Here is a 17722-nt window from a genome sequence, read left to right as displayed (position 1 = left end):
ATGAGTCTCGTTGCTGGAGCTGTGCCTCTACAAACAAGAGTGTCGAAGCGCCGACAAACAACTTTTGGGCTCGGTAGTCCAATGACTCATCTCGAGTGGAATTCACATGTAACCATTTTAGGCATTGACAAATGACGTTTTGATTCGGTACGTTATCCATAGGAATCTCCTTTGTTGAGGCGTTTTATGGATGACGCTTAGGGTAACTCAACAATAGGAGATTTCTTTATTTTTGTCCACGAATATAGTTCAATAAGTTACAAATATAGAGAATTATAGGGTGAAAATTTTCGTAAAAAGATTGATGCAACGCTAGTGAATTTGGTGTCATTTTCCGATACATAATAAAGGAACTTTTATGAATTCATCAAGATGGAGTGGGAAAATGACAAATCATACAACAGAATACGCCCGGAATGCGGGCACAAAATGGAAGCCGTGCCGGGGTATGTTACCTGGTGCGAGGAATGCAATTGGAACATCGATCCGAACGGGTGCCCCATCTCTTCGCTGGGGCTTGTGGAACGGATCAATTATCGCATGGGGGTTAAAAAATCACAGCAATTGCTTGAGGAGAATATGTACACCGAGCGGATTACGTATCCCTGGACCTGGCGCAAAGCGCTCGCTTATCTGATAGCCGCCAGTATCCATGCAGGTACCTTCAGTCTGCCGATTATTGCGGTGAATTGGTTTTTTATAGCAATTCGTTATTACTTACCCAGCTAGCCTTTGTCCTGTTTCTTCTATTCATCGGCTTGATGCTGCCTTACAGGCGGAAGCTGTCGGGCCAGCCTTTGCGGCGGGAGGAATATCCCGAACTGTATCGTCTGCCGATGACATTGCCGCAGCCGTTCAAGCACCGCCGATCGACGAGATTTGGATGACGAATGCCTACAATGCCTACTTTACCAAGTTTGGCTGGCGCCGCACCAAGATCATCGGGATTGGAATACCTCTATTTTCGGCATTGACTCTGCAAGAGAAGATCGCGATCCTCGCCCACAAGACCGCGCATCATGCGCATAAGGATGTGACCCGTTCCTGGTTTATCGAGTCAGCGAGACATATTATGGCTTCTTGGTACGATTTCGTGCTTCCATACTGCGAAGAGGGCGAAGTGCTCAGGCCGATCTCCACACCGATTCGTTATGCCCGGCTGCAGTTGGCGAATCTGATTTTCATCCTATACTACGGCCTCGGTATTACGGTCTGGGATGAGAGCCAGCGCGCCGAGTATTTGGCGGACCGAGTCGCGGGCGAGATAGCAGGAACCGATGCCGCTTGCTCGGCCTTGAGCAAATGTCACTTCGCTCCCGTATTCTGGCTGACGGCTGAGCGAATCGCCCGCTACCGCTTTGCTTCGGATTTGTTCGGGGAGTTCCGCCATAAGATGAAGCATGTCCCCGCAAGCGAGCTGAAGCGAATCCAGCGGATTTGCGATTCCATCGATGTGCAGCTGGATTCCACCCATCCGCCGACTTCGTACAGATTACAGAGTTTGCAGTATCATCAGGTACTGACGCCGCGATATGTGCCCGACAGCAGCCTGAGAAATCAGCTGGAGGAAGAGTTCGCGCGCCTGAAGCAATTAAGCCAGCGCTACCTGCTGGATGATATTCAGTCGGTGTTGTGATGGAGCACGCTATGCGCAGATAGCCGTAAACAAATGAATGACAAAAGCAAGGAGCGTTTGAAGATAGCATACGTTCTTGCCGAGGAGTTGTCCGGCCATCCGGTCTCGGGTCAGATCAAATGCACCTCCATTGTCCGCATCAACATTCAGGAAATGTCAGCCAAGTATACATTCGGACAAAACGCAAATCAGCCTGCCTATGAAAAAATCTCGAACGCAAACAGGATCAGTCCGAATAGACGGCAGCACCGCCGATCCAATCGGAAGCGGAGGTGCTGCCTCTGCATATTCCATACGTTATTGTTGCTCGACGACGACAGCGACGCCATGACCGCCGCCGACGCACAAGGCGGCAAGCCCGGTGGCCGCCTGCCTGCGCTTCATCGCATGCAGCAGCGTCACGAGGATGCGCGCCCCGCTGGCGCCGATCGGATGCCCGAGTGCGATGGCGCCGCCGTTCACATTGACGATCGCCGGATCGAGGCCGAGTTCGCGGATGACGGCGATCGCCTGGGCGGCGAAAGCTTCATTTAATTCCGCCAGGTCGATATCCGCGATTGACATCCCCGCCTTCTTCACCGCCGCTTGCGCGGCCGATACCGGGCCCATGCCCATCAAGGCGGGGTCCACGCCTGTGCAGGCGTAGCCGCGGATGCGCGCAAGCACGGGCAGCCCCATCTGCTTCGCCATGCGCCCGGAGCAGACGACAAGCGCCGCCGCCCCGTCGTTAATCCCCGAGGCATTCCCGGCCGTGACCGTGCCGTCCGGCTGGAAGGCAGGCTTGAGCCGGACCAGCGCGGCTAGCGTCACATCCGGGCGCAGATGCTCATCGGCTTCTATATTCGTCGGCCCCTTCTTGGTCCGAATCTCCACCGGCGCGATTTCGGCAGAAAATTCATTGCGCTCCCATGCCTCGCGGGCTCTTTGCTGGCTCGTCAAGGCAAAGTCATCCTGCTCCTCCCGCGCAATCCGGTACTTCGCCGCGATATTTTCCGCGGTCTGTCCCATATGGATGCCGCCGATCGAGCAGGTGAGCCCGTCTTTGAGGACGCTGTCCACAAGCACTCCGTCCCCCAGCCGGTATCCGGCTCTTCCCTGCGTCAGCAAATATGGCGCCATCGACATATTTTCCATGCCGCCCGCGACGATAAGATCCGCGTCGCCCGCCTTGATGGCCTGTGCGGCCATGATGACCGCTTTCAGACCCGATCCGCATATTTTATTGATCGTTACGGCCGGCACCTCGCAGGGCAGGCCCGCCTTCATCGCGGCCAGACGGGCGGGACCTTGGCCGCTGCCCGCCTGCAGCACATTTCCCATCATCACTTCTTGCGCCGCTTCCGGGCGAAGCCCGGCGCGCTGCAGCGCTTCCGCAATAACCAGCGCTCCCAGCTCGGCCGCCGGCACTTCGCTCAATCCGCCCATGAACGCGCCGATCGGCGTCCGCACGGCGCTTGCAATCACGACATCCGTCAGATCCGTCCCCTCCATTCCGCTATCAAGTCCTCACCAATCGACTATGCAGCCAGGACGCATCCCGCTACGTTCACGCGGGCTGGCCGTCAGGTCGGAGTATATGCCGCAGCGCCTCCACGAACACCTGATTGTCCTGCTCCGTTCCGACGGAGACGCGGATCGTGTCCGGATAGCCGAGCAGGCTGCCCGCACGCACCACCACGCCCCGCGCCAGCAAGGAGCGGAATACGTCGTCTCCGGAGCGTCCCAGCTTCACCATCAGGAAGTTGGCATGCGAAGGATAGCAGGACAGCCCGAGCTGCTTCAGCTCCGAGGCCAGCTTCGTTCTGGCCGCCTCATTCCGGCGCGCGCAGTCGGCGGCGAACACCGGATCGTCCAAGGAGGCGATGGCTGCGGCTTGCGCCATCCGGTTCGAGTTGAACGGCTCCTTCACTTTGATCAGTTCCTGCACGATGCTTGGGTGCATCATGCCGTAACCTGCCCGCAGCGCCGCCAGACCGTAGATTTTGGAGAACGTGCGCAGGATGACCAGGTTCGGATAGCCGGCGAGCAGCGGCACGGTCTGCAAGTAATCCGGATCGGATACATATTCGTAATAAGCTTCGTCGATGACTAGCATAATATGGCGCGGCACCTGCTCGATGAAGGCCAGCAGCTCGCTGCGCCCCACGATCGTCCCCGTCGGATTGTTCGGGTTGCAGACGAAGATCATCTTCGTCCGGCTGCCGATGGCCTTCAGCATGCCGGCCAGATCATGAACGCCGTCGATGAGCGGCACCGTGACCGGAACGCCGCCCTCGATGCGGACGTTCGTCTCGTAGCGGGAGAACGTGACATCGGCCATAATCGCTTCGTCCCCTGCCGCGATATAGCTCCGCGTCAATAAGCGGATAATCTCGTCGGAGCCATTTCCGACGATGACATTTTCTGGATCAACACCAAGATTGGCGGCCAGCTTGGCCGCCAATTCGGGAGCGGTGCCTTCCGGATAGAAAGCGCATTTTTCCATTTCGCGCATCACGGCCTGAGCGGCCAATTCCGAGCAACCGTACGGATTTTCATTGGACGCGAGCTTGATGATCTCCGTAAGACCGAACTCCCTTTTTACCTCTTCAATCGGTTTTCCCGGCACGTACACGCCTAACGGTTCGATTTCTTTTCTCGTCGGAATTTTGACAGACACTTGCATAGACCATCCTCCTTCGCCCATTACTGCCACGCTTTACTGCGATTCCCGCGGCGGCGCGTTCTCCGTGCTCAAGGCAGGGCTTACCCGGAACCGCGCCTCGGTTTTGTGCCGAATCTCTTCCACGTCAACTCCCTGCTGCGTCTCGATCAAGACCATGCCTTCTTCGGTAAAATCAAACACGGCCAAATCGGTAATTAACCGGTCGACCACTCGCGTGCCGGTCAGCGGCAAGCTGCACTCGCGCTTGATCTTGGGTTCGCCGTGCTTGTTCACATGCTCCATAATGACGACGATGCGCCGGGCGCCGTTCACCAGGTCCATGGCGCCTCCCATGCCCTTGATCATTTTCCCGGGGATCATCCAATTCGCCAGATCGCCCTGCTCCGATACTTCCATTCCGCCCAAAATGGCGAGATCGATATGTCCGCCCCGGATCATGGCGAACGATTCGGCGCTGTCGAAATAGGAGGCTCCCTCCACGACGGTCACCGTCTCCTTGCCCGCGTTAATCAGATCCGGGTCCTCGGTCCCTTCCAACGGATAGGGGCCGAGTCCGAGCAAGCCGTTCTCGGAATGGAGCATCACATTGAACTCCCGCGGAATGATTCCTGCAATCATGGTCGGTATGCCGATGCCGAGATTGACCGCCATCCCGTCCTTAATCTCCAGCACGGCCCGCCGGACGATGGCCTCGCGTGCGTCCCTCATGAGAATCCCTCCGTTCCGAGCGTCGCCGGCTGCACGACGCGCCGTTCAATCCGCTTCTCGTACCCGGTTCCGTGGAGCACCCGCTGCACATAGATGCCTGGCGTATGAATATCATTCGGATCCAATTGTCCCGGCTCGACCAGCTCCTCCACCTCGGCAATCGTAATCTTGCCCGCAGCCGCTGCCAGCGGATTGAAGTTCCGTGCCGTCTTCCGGTAGACCAGGTTGCCGAATGAATCCCCCTTCCACGCCTTCACGAGCGCAAAATCGCCGACAATCGCCTTTTCCATCAAGTAGGTGCGGCCGTTGAACTGTTTATGCTCCTTGTCTTCCGCCACCATCGTGCCGACGCCCGTCGCCGTGTAGAAAGCCGGGATGCCGGCTCCGCCCGCGCGGATGCGCTCGGCCAGCGTGCCCTGCGGCACGAACTCCACCTCCAGCTCGCCGCTCAGAAGCTGGCGCTCGAACGTTTTGTTCTCCCCGACATACGAGGCGATCATTTTCTTAATCTGGCGGTTCGGGAGCAGAAGGCCGAGCCCCCAGTCGTCCACGCCGCAAGTATTGCTCACGATGGTCAGATTCTTCACGCCGCTGTCTCTCAGCGCCGCAATGGTCAGCTCGGGGATACCGCACAGGCCGAATCCGCCCACTATCAAGGTGGCTCCGTCCCGAATCCCCTCTATCGCCTCGGCGGCGGAATGCACGACTTTCCCTTTCTTCATGCCATGCGCTCCTTTCATCGGCATATCTTGAACCTCATACACGCGCTTACACGCTGCGCGACGCTTCCGGCGAGCTGGCACACCAGCTGTACATATAATCGCTGTCTTCATAGGACAACGCCTGCTTGACGACGCGGAGCGGCCGGAACGTATCGATCATGACCGCCAGCTCCGTCGTTTCTTTTTTGCCGATGCTGTCTTCGATCTTGCCGGGATGCGGACCGTGCGGAATGCCCGACGGATGCAAGGTGATGGAGCCTTCCTTCACGCCCTTGCGGCTCATGAAGTTGCCCCGGACATAATAGAGCACCTCGTCGCTGTCTACGTTGCTGTGGAAATAAGGGGCCGGAATCCCCTCGGGATGATAGTCGTATAACCGGGGAACGAAGGAGCAAACGACAAAGTTGTTCCCCTCGAAGGTCTGATGAATCGGCGGCGGCATATGGATGCGGCCCGTAATCGGCTCGAAATCGGCAATATTGAAAATCCATGGGTACAAGTACCCGTCCCAGCCTACGACATCGAACGGGTGATGATTGAATATATGCTGATGGATATATCCCCTAGACTTCGTTCTTACCTCGAACTCGCCGAGTTCGACATAGGTTTCCAGCTTCTCCGGACCGCGGAAATCCCGCTCGCAGAATGGGCTGTGCTCCAAAAGCTGGCCATGCGAGTTGCGATAGCGCTTCGGCGTCGTAATCCAGCTGTTCGTCTCCACGGCCAAGAGCTTCGTACGCCCCGGTTCCGGAATGACGCGATAGATCGTTCCGATCGGGATCACAATATAATCCCCCGGCCGGTAACGAAGGGTGCCGAACATCGTCTCTACGGCGCCCTCCCCTTCATGCACGAACAACAGCTCGTCCCCGTCCCCGTTCCGATAAAAATAATCCATCGGCCGATCGACGTTCGCAATGGCGATGAGCAAGTCCTCGTTGCCCAGCATATACCGTCTGCCGGCGACGGCATCGCCCGTATCCGTGCAGTCGCCGGTCAGCAGATGACGGTGGCGCAGAGCGCCCTGCTCTTCGAATTCAATGTCGAAGGCGGCGTGCACTTCCGCCTTGGCGACAGCCGTCGGCGGATAATGGTGATACAAGATCGACTGAATTCCGGAGAAGCCCTTCGTTCCCATGACTTGCTCGCGGTACAGAGTGCCGTCCGGCTTGCGGAACATCGTATGCCTTTTGCCCGGAATGTCTCCCATGCGGCGGTAATAGGCCATGACATGCATCCTCCTCTCTCAATTCAGCACCGGTCGGCGGGCTTCTTCGCCGGTTCAACCGATGGTATTGCGCAGCAGACCGAGTCCCGTGACTTCCAATTCGACGACATCGCCGGACTCCAGCCAACGGTGCGCTTCCGGTCCCAGCTCAAGAAGGCAGCCCGTCCCGACCGTGCCCGATCCGATAATATCGCCGGGATACAGCGTCGCGTCCGCCGAAGCCCGCGCGATCATGTCCCCGAATGTATAATGCAGATCGCGCATATTGCCGCGCGACAGCTCGACGCCGTTGACGCGAGCCGCCATCTCCAGTTCGTGGCGCCCGCCGGCGCGATAGGGCTCCAGCTCGTCCTTGGTGACCAGATAAGGACCGAGCGACGTGGCGAAATCTTTGCCCTTGGCCGGGCCGAGGCCGACCTTCACTTCCTCCCGCTGGAGATCGCGCGCGCTCCAGTCGTTCATGATGCAATAGCCGAAAATATAAGCGTTCGCCTCTTCTGCCCCGATATCCCGTCCTTCCTTGCCGATGACGCAGGCCACCTCCAGCTCGTAATCCAGAGCGGAGGTGGCGGCCGGTCTGCGGATGAGCGCGTCCGGACCGGCAATGGCCTGATGATTGCTGAAATAGAACACCGGGAACCGGTACCATTCCGGAACCATATCGAGCCCCCGCCGCCGCCGCGCCGCGATCACATGCGCTTCGAAGGCATAGAAATCCCGGACGCTCGGCGGCTTCGGAATCGGCGCGAGCAAGGCGACATCGGCCGCAGGATAGACGCCCGCATGCGCGAGCATCGACTCCGCATCCGGGCCAAGACGGCGGTCGATTCGCCCTGCTTCTTCCATATAATCCTCATGATGGCGCACTAATTCCAGCAATTCGCCCGGCAGCCGCCCCTCGCTGACGGCCTGCATGTCGACGACGCATCCATCCCTCAGCCAACCGGAGCGCGGCGCGCCCGTGCCGGTGTCAAATGTCACGAATTTCATAGAACCTCCCGCATCCCGTGGCCGTTACTTTTTTCTCTCCAGCATAAATGTGTCGGAGACGGCCCGGGAATAGACATGGCCGGCCATGCGTCCAATCGGAAGCAGCTTCTCCATGTCGATTTTGCCGTCGGCATACAACTCGTCGCTAATATGCATCAGCACGACCTTGCCGATGACGAGACTCCCAGCGCCCGGCTGATCGCCGAAATGAAGGATATCATGGAGCACGCATTCCATATGGATGGCGCTTTCCTGCACCCGGCAAGGACGAATGAGCCGGCTCGGGATCGGGGTCAAGCCCGCCGCCTGGAACTCATCCACCTCCGGATCGAATTCGGCGGCCGTCTCATTCATCGGTTCGACGATCCGTTCCCCGACGATATTGACCACGAATTCGCCGGTCGCTTCAATATTGACAAGCGTATCCTTCTTGCGGCCGTCCGTCCCCCGGCGCATCGGGGCGAAGCAGATTAGGAGCGGCTCCGCGCAGATGGCCGTGAAAAAGCTGAACGGAGCCAGATTCGCCGTACCTTCCGAATCGATCGTGGACACAAAAGCAATCGGACGCGGCAGGATGGAGCCTATCATCAGCTTATAAGCGTCTCTCCAGTGCAGCTCGTGCGGTGCAATTTGCATGCGGCTTCTACTCCTTCCTGCGGCGCGGGGCTACAAGTTGCCGCGGCGTTCCTGCTCCCGTTCGATCGATTCGAACAAGGCCTTGAAATTCCCTTCGCCGAAGCCGACGGCTCCTTTGCGTTGAATGATCTCAAAAAACAGCGTCGGTCTGTCGACAAGCGGCTTCGTGAATATCTGCAGCAAATAGCCTTCATCATCCCGATCGACCAAAATTTTCAGTTCCTTCAGCTTGGCGATATCCTCATCGATCCGTCCTACCCGTTCCGTCAGCATATCGTAGTAAGTATCCGGCGTGCTCAGGAACTCCACCCCGTTCTCGCGCAGCGCCGTCACGGTCGAGACGATGTCGTTCGTCAACAGGGCGAGATGCTGCACGCCCGGTCCGTTGTAATATTCCAGATACTCCTGGATCTGCGATTTGCGTTTGGCGGTCGCGGGTTCGTTGATCGGGAATTTGATTCTGCCCCCGTTATGCATCACTTTGGACATGAGAGCCGAATATTCCGTGCTGATGTCCTCATCATCGAAATGAATCATTTGCTTGAAGCCCATCACTTTTTCATAGTAAGCCACCCATTCATCCATTCGCTCCACGTTGCCGACGACATGATCAATGCCGATCAGTCCGGCCGGCTGATGCGGCAGACTGTCCTCGATCGATTCATAGCCAGGCAAGAACAGCCCATTATAATCGTCCCGCTCTATCAGCGTATGAATCGTGTCGCCATACGTGCCGATAATCGCTTTTTTGACCTTGCCGTGCTCATCCGAATACTCGGCCGGCTCCATAATCGCGATGCCGCCGCGCGAGACCGCATCCTTGTAAGCCTTTTCAACATTGCTGACCCGCAATGCGACATCTTTGACCCCATCGCCGTGCAGTTTGACGAACTCGGCAATCGGGTGGCTGTCGGAGAGAGCGCCGGAGAGAACGAACCGAATTTTGTTCTGCTCGACAACATACGATACTTGCTCCCGGTTGCCGGTCTCCAGGCCGGAATAGGCGATGGGCCGGAATCCGTACCCTTTGACGAAATAGTGCATCGCCTGCTTCGCGTTCCCCGTATAAAATTCAATGTAGTCGATGTCCTGAATCGGGAAAATTTCTTGCTCCGTTCTTTCGGTAATCGCTTGTTTTTTCATAAACACCCTCCTACGCTTGATTGCTGCCACTGAGAGTATATGATGGATTCCAATATCTAGCAAAAGCGTACTCGAACGCGAGCATGCTCCAACGCGCGGCGGATGAACCGCGGCTGCACCCCGGCGCATAAATCCGGCAGGAATAAACCGCAGCGGGACGCTATCGCATTGAAGCATCACCAAGTATCAGGCTGTTTTTCGGAAAGGCGCGAAATTGTGAATGTTTTTTGAACAAACAGAAGGAAATAGGCGGCTTCTTGTCAAAAAATAAGGAGTATGCGCATTTATGGTATTCATTTCGAATTGGAGTTGATAGGACGATATGTATGCCAAGCGTTCCGGCGACCCGGCCATCGAACAATTGTTGGAGGTCATTATGAAGCTGCAAAGCGTCGAGGAATGTTATGATTTTTTCGAGGACTTGACGACTCCGAAAGAATTGCAGGCCTTGTCCCAACGGCTGGAAGTCGCCAAAATGCTGTTGAACGGCAGCACGTATATGGAAATCGAAGCGGAGACCGGCGCAAGCACGGCCATTATCTCGCGCGTCAAGCGAATCCTGCACTATGGCAACGGAAGTTACCGGCTCATGCTCGGCAGGCTTGAACAGGAACAGCAATAAAAATCGGGATCGGGAAGCACTCCGCGTCCCCGTCTCATTCAGAGGTTATGCCGGCACAAGAGCCGACACATGCGAAGCGCAAGCGCTTGGCGCGTGTCGGCCCCTTCTAGTTCATCAGCTTGCGGCTGACGAAGGCCAAATCCTGGTCGTCGATTTTCCCGTTGCCGTTCGCATCCATATGCTTCACCTGCTCCCAATCCGGACTGTGCTTCGTCTTGCCGTAATGAGACGCGACGATACCCAGATCGCCAACGGTTACCTTGCCGTCCCCGTTGTAGTCCCCGGGAAGCGATGCCCCGGCTTGAATCGTCTTCGAAGAGGGAGCCGCCTGCGCTTCCCGTCCCTGCTCATCGCCGAGCACCGCGCTGGAGATAGAGATGACGCCGGTATTCGAGCCGATCTCCTTCTTGACGCGGAACGTCAGCTCCAGCAGATCCGCCGCGCCATTCACCGCGTTGCCCTCGCCTTGGCTGGCCACAATCAGATGCAGCTTGCCGGGCGTCTTTTTGTCGCTATCGATCAGGCTGATGCCTTTCTTGACCGATTTGACGGACACCAGTTCCATAAAAGCCGGATCATACTCGACTCGGATATCCTGCGCATAGACGTTCTGCGAGCCGCCGTTCAAGCCGTACGTTACGGTGAATTTCTCCCCCGGCTGGACGTTGCTTGCCCCGCTCAATTGGGTCTGCCATCCGGCCGCGGCCGAATCGATGGTTACCGTGACGGTGGCGATATTCGAATCGGATTGGCCGTCATTCGCCTTGAAGGTGAACGTGTCCGTGCCCGTCTCTCCCTCATTCGGCGTGTAGGTGAAGGCGCCTGTCGACGCATCCGTAACCACGGCCTTGCCTTTTGTGCCGTTGTCGACAATGCTGTACGTCAGCGCATCCCCGTCGCTGTCGGCAGCCGTGAGCGTGCCGGTTACCGGGGTATTGGCCGCCGTGCGGAACGAGGCGTCCGACGCTGCGGGCGGCGTATTGCCGCCCGTGCTTTTGCCGTTCGCGAATTGATACAGTCTGTCGTACAGCTCGCGAATTTGCGGATCCTGGTTGTACGCCGCGTCGCGCAGCACCGGACCGCTTCCTTTGTAGTATGCCTTGAACGTGTCCGGGCTGGCAAAGCCATACTCATAGCCGGCATCGAGATATTCATGGAACCGCTTGCGGAATGCCTCGTCCGTCAGCATGCGGTTGTCGAACTCGAGTTCTACGCCCATGCCGAACCGCTTCGCCGTTTTGGCTCCGTCAATCAGACGATCGATCGGCAGCGGCTCGAAGAAGTAGTTCGGCTGGTATGCTGCCGCATCGAATCCGACATCTTTCCACATAAAGGCTTTATATGCCATAGAGTGCGGAATCCAGAACGATGTCAGGCCCTGCGCATGCACATCGGCATTGACCCTGCGGACGAACTCCGGACCCGATTCGCTGGTGCTGATCGACTCATCCAGCCAATACAGGCCGACAAGCTCCAGGTTGGAGTACTTGTTCTCTTCCCAACGCTTGAGGACTTCCTGGATCCACCAGCGGACCGCCTTCTGCCGATTGGCCAACGCCTGCTCCCGGCCGACGCTTCCCTCACTGAAGTTCTCGGACACGCCGTCCCCGTCCACATCGCCGAAGTCCGTCACATGCTCGGCCGGAAGCGGGATCATCGCCACCACCTTCATTTTGTAGTCCGGCTGATTCAACTTCTGCCCGACTTCTTTCACCGCTTCATTCAACTGGCTCATATCGCCTTCCGGCTTGAAGGTTTTGTCGAGGTACCATTTCCAGTCCGGCAAGAGCGAATCGTACCCCAAATCGCGTCCTTCAGGCGACTTCAAGCCGAGCATCAGCACGCCGTCGAAGAACCAGTCCGTTAGTTCCCCGTTTTTGTTGACATAACCAATCTCGGGAATCAGATTCTCCTTCGTCCATTCCGGCATATCGCTGTAGTACCCGTTATAGACGAGCGACAGATTGCGGATTCCCGCCGTATTCGCGCCCGGGCGCAAATATTCGAACGACTTGGTTGGCACCTCCCTGGCGCCCTCCAGCTTGCCGTCCGCTCCGATAATCTCGATCTCGTCGAGGAAGGTCCAGGCTTTCGGATGCATCGAGAACATCACTTTGACGTACCGGGCATACGCCATTTTGGCGTCTGCTCCCGCCGAAGGAATGCCGTCCTTGCTTCCGTCCCACACATAATATTGATCCTTTGGCGGACCGTCGACCCACAGCAGCTCGGTCGCCTTGTGGGATACCTCACCCCAATTCACGTTATCGTTCGAGACGTATATCGATACCGTCAATGGGAACAGGATGGCCGATCCGGGCCAATCCTGAAGGAAATGCGACTTGATGCTGGAGATGGACTTCGCCTCGCCCAGATCGAATACGATCTCCCGCGTTTGCTTCTGCAAATGTCCGGTCCAGGCCGGATCCAGCACGTTTGTGCCGCCGGTTTTGCCGTCCGTCAGCTTGTTACCGGTATCCGGGTAGCGGTAATCCGGCGCCTCCGACCATACATAGGTGGAGTCCTTGGCCAGATTGCGAAGCTCCGCCTCGCTCTCGGCCGCATGCGCATTCGGAACCGGGATGAAGGTGAACAGCATCATCATGCATAAGGCCAGGGATATTCTCTTTTTCAAAGATAGCATCATTTTCCCTCCTGAGTGTGGTTTACGATCCCCCATGCCGCTTCTCTAGGCGCGACTGCCTCGCGCCCGACACCTATCAATTCCCTCCCTTCTCGGAGATGCACAGGTCAAGAAGCCTTCGAAGCCGTTTATGTAAGCGCCTTCAATATAACAATAATTGACCGTTCGCCCCGCAGGAAAGAGATTTTTTATGACTTTCATATACAGTTGTTTACCTTCTCTGTCCGCAAGATCCTGCCGTTAGCTTCCCTTTCATGGCGGCTAGATCCTCTTTCATGCCGGCAGCAGAGTGCTGTTTCTCCACGATGTCCGGGTTCTCGCCCACATCGCCTCCAACGTAACCCACAGCTTGGGCAGGAAGCGAATGACCCTATCGGCCCGTTAAAACGCTCTTCGGCCGTCGCGACGCCAGATCGGCGATGAGCGCCTCGAAGGGCGCGGAGCTTGAACTGCATCCCCTATCTACTTCGACGGAAGAAATCAATTTGTCCTGCTTACGGGTTGCTTCATGCCGCCAATCTCTCAATTGCTTGCGCCAACATAGATTTGCTTCCATCGAATCCGAGAGGTTACCCCCCTGTTCCCTAATGCGCAATTTGGATAAAACCGGACCTCCATTTGCCGGAACCGCATCAATATAAAACGTTTTCGCGAAGCGAAGGAACGGTCTTTCGACGAATATGGGAATAAGTTGCATTCCTGCAAATCTTTATTGACTATCACGCGAGAGGGCTGATACCATACTTGCATATACCGAAATAACCAAGTTGTCCCATCGGAGTTATTGAAAAAGAGCCGGCACAATTCATACGGTGCGGGCTGCAGGCGGCCCAGCGAAGCTGAAACGGCCGCGAGAGAGGAGCATGCAAGATGAAGGGCAGACCATACCGAAAAAAAGCGATGCTATGGGCGCTTATCGCGGCCTTGGGCCTGACGGCCGCCTGCGGAAACGGATCCGGAGGCGCGAAGACGGGCGACCAAAGCGGAACGGACGGCAGCGGCACGGAGCCAATCGTGCTTCAGAACGTATCCTATGATCCGACGCGCGAGCTGTACGCGGACTACAACCAAGCTTTTGCGGCTTATTGGCAGAAGAAGACGGGACAATCCATTACCGTCAAGCAATCCCATGGCGGCAGCGGCAAGCAGGCGCGATCCGTTATCGACGGGCTGCAGGCCGATGTCGTCACCCTCGCCCTGGCATACGATATCGATGCCATCCAACAGGCCGGCCTGATCAAGGACGGCTGGGAGAAGCGGTTGAAGGACAACAGCGCCCCCTATTATTCTACCATCGTCTTCCTCGTGCGGAAGGGCAACCCGAAAGGCATCCGCGATTGGAACGATCTCGTGAAGCCGGATGTCCAGATCATCACGCCGAATCCGAAGACCTCGGGCGGCGCGCGCTGGAACTACCTTGCCGCCTGGGGCTACGCGCTCGCGGCTAGCGGCAATCATGAGGAACAGGCGAAGGAGTGGCTGCGGAGCCTCTACCGCAACGTGCCCGTGCTCGACTCCGGCGCACGCGGAGCGACGACCACCTTCGTCGAGCGCGGCATCGGCGACGTGCTGATCTCGTGGGAGAACGAGGCGTTCCTGGCCACCAATGAGCTGGGCAAGGATAAATTCGAAATCGTGGTGCCGAGCCTAAGCATTCTGGCGGAGCCGCCGGTCGCGGTCGTGGACGAAATCGTGGATAAGCGGGGAACGCGCAAAGCGGCGGAAGCTTACCTCGACTATTTGTATAGCGAGGAAGGGCAAGAAATCGCCGCCAAGCATTACTACCGGCCGAGGCTGGAATCCGTTGCCGCCAAGTACGAGGAGCGCTTTCCGCAAGTGAAGCTGCTGACTATCCAGGAGCAGTTCGGCGGCTGGGCCGAGGCCCACAAGAAGCATTTCGCCGACGGAGCGCTGTTCGACGAAATCTATAAACGGTAAATTTCAATCTTTTGCAAAAGGAGGCGGCAATGCCCCATGACTGCCACACCACCCCCAAAACGGCCCCCGCAAAAGGGCAAACCGTATGCGGTCCTGCCCGGATTTCGCATCACGGTCGGGTTTACCGTCGGCTATTTGTCGCTGCTCGTGCTCATCCCGCTGTCCGCCGTCGTGCTGAAGTCGCTTGAGCTGAGCTGGAGCGGCTTCTGGGCCGCCGTCTTCGATGAACGCGTGCTGGCGGCCTATCGCATCAGCTTCGCGACAGCGTTCGCGGCCGGACTGGTCAATGTCGTGTTCGGCTTGATCGTCGCCTGGGTGCTCGTGCGCTACACGTTCCCAGGCAAGCGGCTGATCGACGGCATGATCGATCTGCCGTTCGCGCTCCCGACCGCGGTGGCGGGCATCGCGCTCACGGCGATCTACGCCGAGAATGGCTGGATTGGCCGCTGGCTGTACGCGATCGGCATCCCGAGCGCCTACTCCGCGATCGGCATCGCGATCGCCCTCGTCTTCATCGGTCTCCCCTTTGTCGTCCGCACCGTTCAGCCGGTGCTGGAGTCATGGGAGACCGAGGTCGAAGAAGCGGCCGCGACGCTCGGAGCGAAGCGGCTGACCGTCTTCCGCCGCATCATCGTGCCGCAGCTCCTTCCGTCGCTCCTGACGGGATTCGCGCTTGCCTTCGCCCGCGGCATAGGGGAATACGGTTCGGTCGTCTTCATCTCCGGCAATATGCCGTACAAGACCGAGATCGCGCCGCTGCTCATCATGACCAAGCTCGAGCAGTATGATTACGCAGGCGCCACCGCCGTCGCGCTCGTCATGCTTATCCTGTCCTTTCTGATGCAGCTCCTTATCAATACGCTGCAATGGAAGGCGGCGCGCCGCATGAGCTCGCTATGAAGGCATGAACGCCTGCCGAGTTCATTCAAGGGGTCAACCGCTCTGCTTATTTCCGTTACTTCATCCCGAAGGAGGACTACACGAATGGACGCTTCTCCGTCCGCTGCCGTCTCCCCTGCCCCGCCTCCAGCGTCCCGCAAGCCCCGCGCCGGCTGCACGACCGAATCCACGATCGTCCGCCGGCTGCTCATCGCCGTCGCGCTCGGCTTCATCGGTCTCGTCCTGCTGCTCCCGCTCGCGGCCGTCTTCGCGCAGGCGTTCAAGCGCGGCGCGGAGGTCTACTTCGCGGCATTGACCGAGCCGGACGCGCTGTCGGCCATCCGGCTGACGCTGATCACGGCCCTCATCGTCGTGCCGCTGAATACGATATTCGGCATCGCCGCCGCATGGTGCCTGACCAAGTTCGCTTTTCGCGGCAAGCAATGGCTCATCACCCTCATCGACCTGCCCTTTTCCGTTTCGCCGGTCATTGCGGGCTTCCTCTTCATTCTGCTGTTCGGCGCCCACGGCTGGTTCGGCTCTTGGCTGGCGGCGCATGATGTGCAGATCGTATTCGCGCTCCCGGGGATCGTGCTCGCCACGCTGTTCGTTACCTTTCCGTTCGTGGCGCGGGAGCTCATCCCGATCATGCAAGCTCAGGGCACGCTGGAAGAAGAAGCGGCCGCCACGCTTGGCGCGAAGGGGTGGACGATGTTCCGCCGCATTACGCTTCCGAATATCAAATGGGGGCTCCTCTACGGCATTATTATTTGCAACGCCCGCGCCATGGGCGAATTCGGGGCCGTATCGGTCGTCTCCGGCCATATCCGCGGCGAGACGAACACGCTCCCCCTGCATGTGGAAATCCTATATAACGAGTATCAATTCTCCGCCGCATTCGCCTTGGCCTCGCTGCTGGTCGCCCTGGCGCTGCTCACGCTCGCGGCGAAGCAGTGGCTCGGGCGGACGCGCGCCTGAGCGCGATCCGGCCTTACCGAAGAACATCTGTGATGGATGTTCTTTTTTTCTATTATCCTTTAACCCTGCTAGAGAGTAGAGACGTATGGCTCAACTCTCGAACGCAGCCTCCCGCTCAATGAGCCAGGCCCTGCCTTTCCCGTCAGTTCCGCAAGCGGCGGCTCCCTTGCGAACCACGGCCAAGCGCTTGGGCGACATGCGCCTTCCGCGACGGTTTCCCCCGGTGATCGGCCACGTTCCCCATTTCATGCGATTGTTCAAACGAACAAAATTGCCAAAAGTTAGAGAGAAGTTTAGTCAAGCCTTCTCCTTTTTTTATACTCTATTAATACGGAAATGAAAGGCGGGTGAAATATTGTGAAATTGAAAGCAAACGAAAAGGAGTTGCAAAGTTATTTTGAGGGAATGGCTCAACTCATGAAGCAAGTCGTGAAGGAGTCTATTACGGGGGACGAGCTCCAAGGAGACAAGCTCGTTCAAGCGTTTCGGACAGCGATTCGGGAGGAGATGGGGGGCGGAGGGAATCGCGGCTCGGATTCGCCGCTCAAGCCATCGCTCGAAAGATATGTTCATCGCCAGGTTGAGTTGACCTCGTTCGGGGGAACGATTCAAGGCATTATCACCGAGGTCGGAGAGGACTATGCAGAAATTAGAGAGTCGGATGGATCGATCGTGATTGTGCACTTGAACCAAGTCATCTCGTTCCAAATTCAATAAAAGGAAGGTGAATGAAATGAAAGAAAAGCTCCGATCATTGATTGGAAAACAAGTCCAGGTGGCAAGCGCATTGGATTTGATAACAGGCATTCTCGTACCCGTCGACGATATGAAGCTGACTGTCCGCAATTCCCGGTTGACGGGATATCAAAATGGACAGTATGCGATCTTTCAACTCCATATGGTGTCCTATGTCCGCGTGACTTCATAACAAGC

General features: G+C 57.4%; 17 protein-coding genes. 8 read left to right on the top strand and 9 right to left on the bottom strand.

The annotated features are described in order from the left end of the window. Window positions 1–429: 429 nt before the first annotated feature. A complete protein-coding gene (locus ABD76_RS02240) occupies window positions 430–729 on the top strand; it encodes a hypothetical protein (RefSeq protein WP_197253935.1) in 300 nt (99 codons plus the stop codon). After that, the gene (locus ABD76_RS02235; protein WP_197253948.1) at window positions 713–1636 is read left to right on the top strand and encodes a M48 family metalloprotease; all 924 of its coding nucleotides are present in this window, start codon (window positions 713–715) and stop codon (window positions 1634–1636) included. The genes ABD76_RS02240 and ABD76_RS02235 overlap by 17 nt, the downstream gene beginning before the upstream one ends. A 297-nt stretch (window positions 1637–1933) precedes the next feature. Here the strand turns inward: ABD76_RS02235 and ABD76_RS02230 are convergent, their stop codons facing one another. The 8 genes from ABD76_RS02230 to hppD are packed head-to-tail and all read right to left on the bottom strand — an operon-like array spanning window position 1934 to window position 9728. Beyond that, window positions 1934–3127 carry an acetyl-CoA C-acetyltransferase gene (locus tag ABD76_RS02230; RefSeq protein ID WP_275100744.1) on the bottom strand — a complete coding sequence of 398 codons (1194 nt, stop codon included), beginning with the start codon at window positions 3125–3127 and terminating at the stop codon, window positions 1934–1936. Window positions 3128–3182: 55 nt separating this feature from the next. Further along, window positions 3183–4301 (bottom strand): histidinol-phosphate transaminase, encoded by a 1119-nt coding sequence (gene hisC, locus ABD76_RS02225; RefSeq protein WP_197253933.1) that lies wholly within the window; start codon window positions 4299–4301, stop codon window positions 3183–3185. Window positions 4302–4334: 33 nt separating this feature from the next. After that, window positions 4335–5009, bottom strand: a complete 675-nt coding sequence (locus ABD76_RS02220) for a 3-oxoacid CoA-transferase subunit B (protein ID WP_197253932.1) — start codon at window positions 5007–5009, stop codon at window positions 4335–4337. Next, on the bottom strand, window positions 5006–5731 hold the full coding sequence (locus ABD76_RS02215; RefSeq protein WP_197253930.1) for a CoA transferase subunit A: 726 nt from the start codon (window positions 5729–5731) through the stop codon (window positions 5006–5008). The genes ABD76_RS02220 and ABD76_RS02215 overlap by 4 nt, the downstream gene beginning before the upstream one ends. A gap of 46 nt (window positions 5732–5777) precedes the next feature. After that, window positions 5778–6959: a homogentisate 1,2-dioxygenase gene (locus ABD76_RS02210; protein ID WP_197253928.1), complete on the bottom strand. Its 1182-nt coding sequence runs from the start codon at window positions 6957–6959 to the stop codon at window positions 5778–5780. A 54-nt stretch (window positions 6960–7013) separates the two neighbouring features. Continuing rightward, window positions 7014–7949: a fumarylacetoacetate hydrolase family protein gene (locus ABD76_RS02205; protein ID WP_197253926.1), complete on the bottom strand. Its 936-nt coding sequence runs from the start codon at window positions 7947–7949 to the stop codon at window positions 7014–7016. A 24-nt stretch (window positions 7950–7973) separates the two neighbouring features. Beyond that, window positions 7974–8585 carry a flavin reductase family protein gene (locus tag ABD76_RS02200; protein WP_197253924.1) on the bottom strand — a complete coding sequence of 204 codons (612 nt, stop codon included), beginning with the start codon at window positions 8583–8585 and terminating at the stop codon, window positions 7974–7976. 30 nt (window positions 8586–8615) lie between these two features. Next, window positions 8616–9728 carry a 4-hydroxyphenylpyruvate dioxygenase gene (gene hppD, locus ABD76_RS02195; protein ID WP_197253922.1) on the bottom strand — a complete coding sequence of 371 codons (1113 nt, stop codon included), beginning with the start codon at window positions 9726–9728 and terminating at the stop codon, window positions 8616–8618. 322 nt (window positions 9729–10050) lie between these two features. Here hppD and ABD76_RS02190 point away from each other — a divergent pair, with 322 nt between their 5' ends. Continuing rightward, complete coding sequence (locus ABD76_RS02190; RefSeq protein WP_197253920.1) at window positions 10051–10350, top strand: YerC/YecD family TrpR-related protein; 300 nt, start codon at window positions 10051–10053, stop codon at window positions 10348–10350. A 106-nt stretch (window positions 10351–10456) separates the two neighbouring features. Here ABD76_RS02190 and ABD76_RS02185 read toward each other — a convergent pair whose 3' ends face one another. Beyond that, entirely contained in the window at window positions 10457–12994 is a 2538-nt protein-coding gene (locus ABD76_RS02185) for a DUF4855 domain-containing protein (protein ID WP_197253918.1), read from the bottom strand. 870 nt (window positions 12995–13864) lie between these two features. Here ABD76_RS02185 and ABD76_RS02180 point away from each other — a divergent pair. The 5 genes from ABD76_RS02180 (at window position 13865) to ABD76_RS02160 (ending at window position 17717) form a co-directional block, all read left to right on the top strand. Then, complete coding sequence (locus ABD76_RS02180) at window positions 13865–14932, top strand: sulfate ABC transporter substrate-binding protein (RefSeq protein ID WP_197253916.1); 1068 nt, start codon at window positions 13865–13867, stop codon at window positions 14930–14932. 36 nt (window positions 14933–14968) lie between these two features. Continuing rightward, entirely contained in the window at window positions 14969–15832 is an 864-nt protein-coding gene (gene cysT / locus ABD76_RS02175; protein ID WP_197253914.1) for a sulfate ABC transporter permease subunit CysT, read from the top strand. 84 nt (window positions 15833–15916) lie between these two features. Continuing rightward, window positions 15917–16789, top strand: coding sequence for a sulfate ABC transporter permease subunit CysW (gene cysW / locus ABD76_RS02170; protein ID WP_197253912.1), 873 nt, complete (start codon window positions 15917–15919; stop codon window positions 16787–16789). A gap of 357 nt (window positions 16790–17146) precedes the next feature. Then, window positions 17147–17506 carry a hypothetical protein gene (locus tag ABD76_RS02165; protein WP_197253910.1) on the top strand — a complete coding sequence of 120 codons (360 nt, stop codon included), beginning with the start codon at window positions 17147–17149 and terminating at the stop codon, window positions 17504–17506. A gap of 16 nt (window positions 17507–17522) precedes the next feature. Next, window positions 17523–17717, top strand: coding sequence for a hypothetical protein (locus ABD76_RS02160; protein ID WP_197253908.1), 195 nt, complete (start codon window positions 17523–17525; stop codon window positions 17715–17717). The last annotated feature ends 5 nt before the right edge of the window (window positions 17718–17722 follow it).

The sequence above is a fragment of the Paenibacillus dendritiformis genome, from assembly GCF_015845845.1.
Classification (GTDB): Bacteria; Bacillota; Bacilli; order Paenibacillales; family Paenibacillaceae; genus Paenibacillus_B; species Paenibacillus_B dendritiformis_C.
Note: the sequence above shows the minus strand (reverse complement) of the source record. Positions and strands in the feature narration are given on the sequence as shown.

What these genes read in the sequence shown, in the direction of transcription:
- ABD76_RS02220 (WP_197253932.1), bottom strand. Translation starts at nt 5,009, where the DNA reads ATGAGGGACGCACGCGAGGCCATCGTCCGGCGGGCCGTGCTGGAGATT.
- ABD76_RS02205 (WP_197253926.1), bottom strand. Translation starts at nt 7,949, where the DNA reads ATGAAATTCGTGACATTTGACACCGGCACGGGCGCGCCGCGCTCCGGT.
- ABD76_RS02200 (WP_197253924.1), bottom strand. Translation starts at nt 8,585, where the DNA reads ATGCAAATTGCACCGCACGAGCTGCACTGGAGAGACGCTTATAAGCTG.
- ABD76_RS02160 (WP_197253908.1), top strand. Translation starts at nt 17,523, where the DNA reads ATGAAAGAAAAGCTCCGATCATTGATTGGAAAACAAGTCCAGGTGGCA.
- ABD76_RS02180 (WP_197253916.1), top strand. Translation starts at nt 13,865, where the DNA reads ATGAAGGGCAGACCATACCGAAAAAAAGCGATGCTATGGGCGCTTATC.
- hisC (WP_197253933.1), bottom strand. Translation starts at nt 4,301, where the DNA reads ATGCAAGTGTCTGTCAAAATTCCGACGAGAAAAGAAATCGAACCGTTA.
- ABD76_RS02230 (WP_275100744.1), bottom strand. Translation starts at nt 3,127, where the DNA reads ATGGAGGGGACGGATCTGACGGATGTCGTGATTGCAAGCGCCGTGCGG.
- cysT (WP_197253914.1), top strand. Translation starts at nt 14,969, where the DNA reads ATGACTGCCACACCACCCCCAAAACGGCCCCCGCAAAAGGGCAAACCG.
- ABD76_RS02240 (WP_197253935.1), top strand. Translation starts at nt 430, where the DNA reads ATGGAAGCCGTGCCGGGGTATGTTACCTGGTGCGAGGAATGCAATTGG.
- ABD76_RS02210 (WP_197253928.1), bottom strand. Translation starts at nt 6,959, where the DNA reads ATGGCCTATTACCGCCGCATGGGAGACATTCCGGGCAAAAGGCATACG.
- hppD (WP_197253922.1), bottom strand. Translation starts at nt 9,728, where the DNA reads ATGAAAAAACAAGCGATTACCGAAAGAACGGAGCAAGAAATTTTCCCG.
- ABD76_RS02190 (WP_197253920.1), top strand. Translation starts at nt 10,051, where the DNA reads ATGTATGCCAAGCGTTCCGGCGACCCGGCCATCGAACAATTGTTGGAG.
- ABD76_RS02185 (WP_197253918.1), bottom strand. Translation starts at nt 12,994, where the DNA reads ATGCTATCTTTGAAAAAGAGAATATCCCTGGCCTTATGCATGATGATG.
- cysW (WP_197253912.1), top strand. Translation starts at nt 15,917, where the DNA reads ATGGACGCTTCTCCGTCCGCTGCCGTCTCCCCTGCCCCGCCTCCAGCG.
- ABD76_RS02215 (WP_197253930.1), bottom strand. Translation starts at nt 5,731, where the DNA reads ATGAAGAAAGGGAAAGTCGTGCATTCCGCCGCCGAGGCGATAGAGGGG.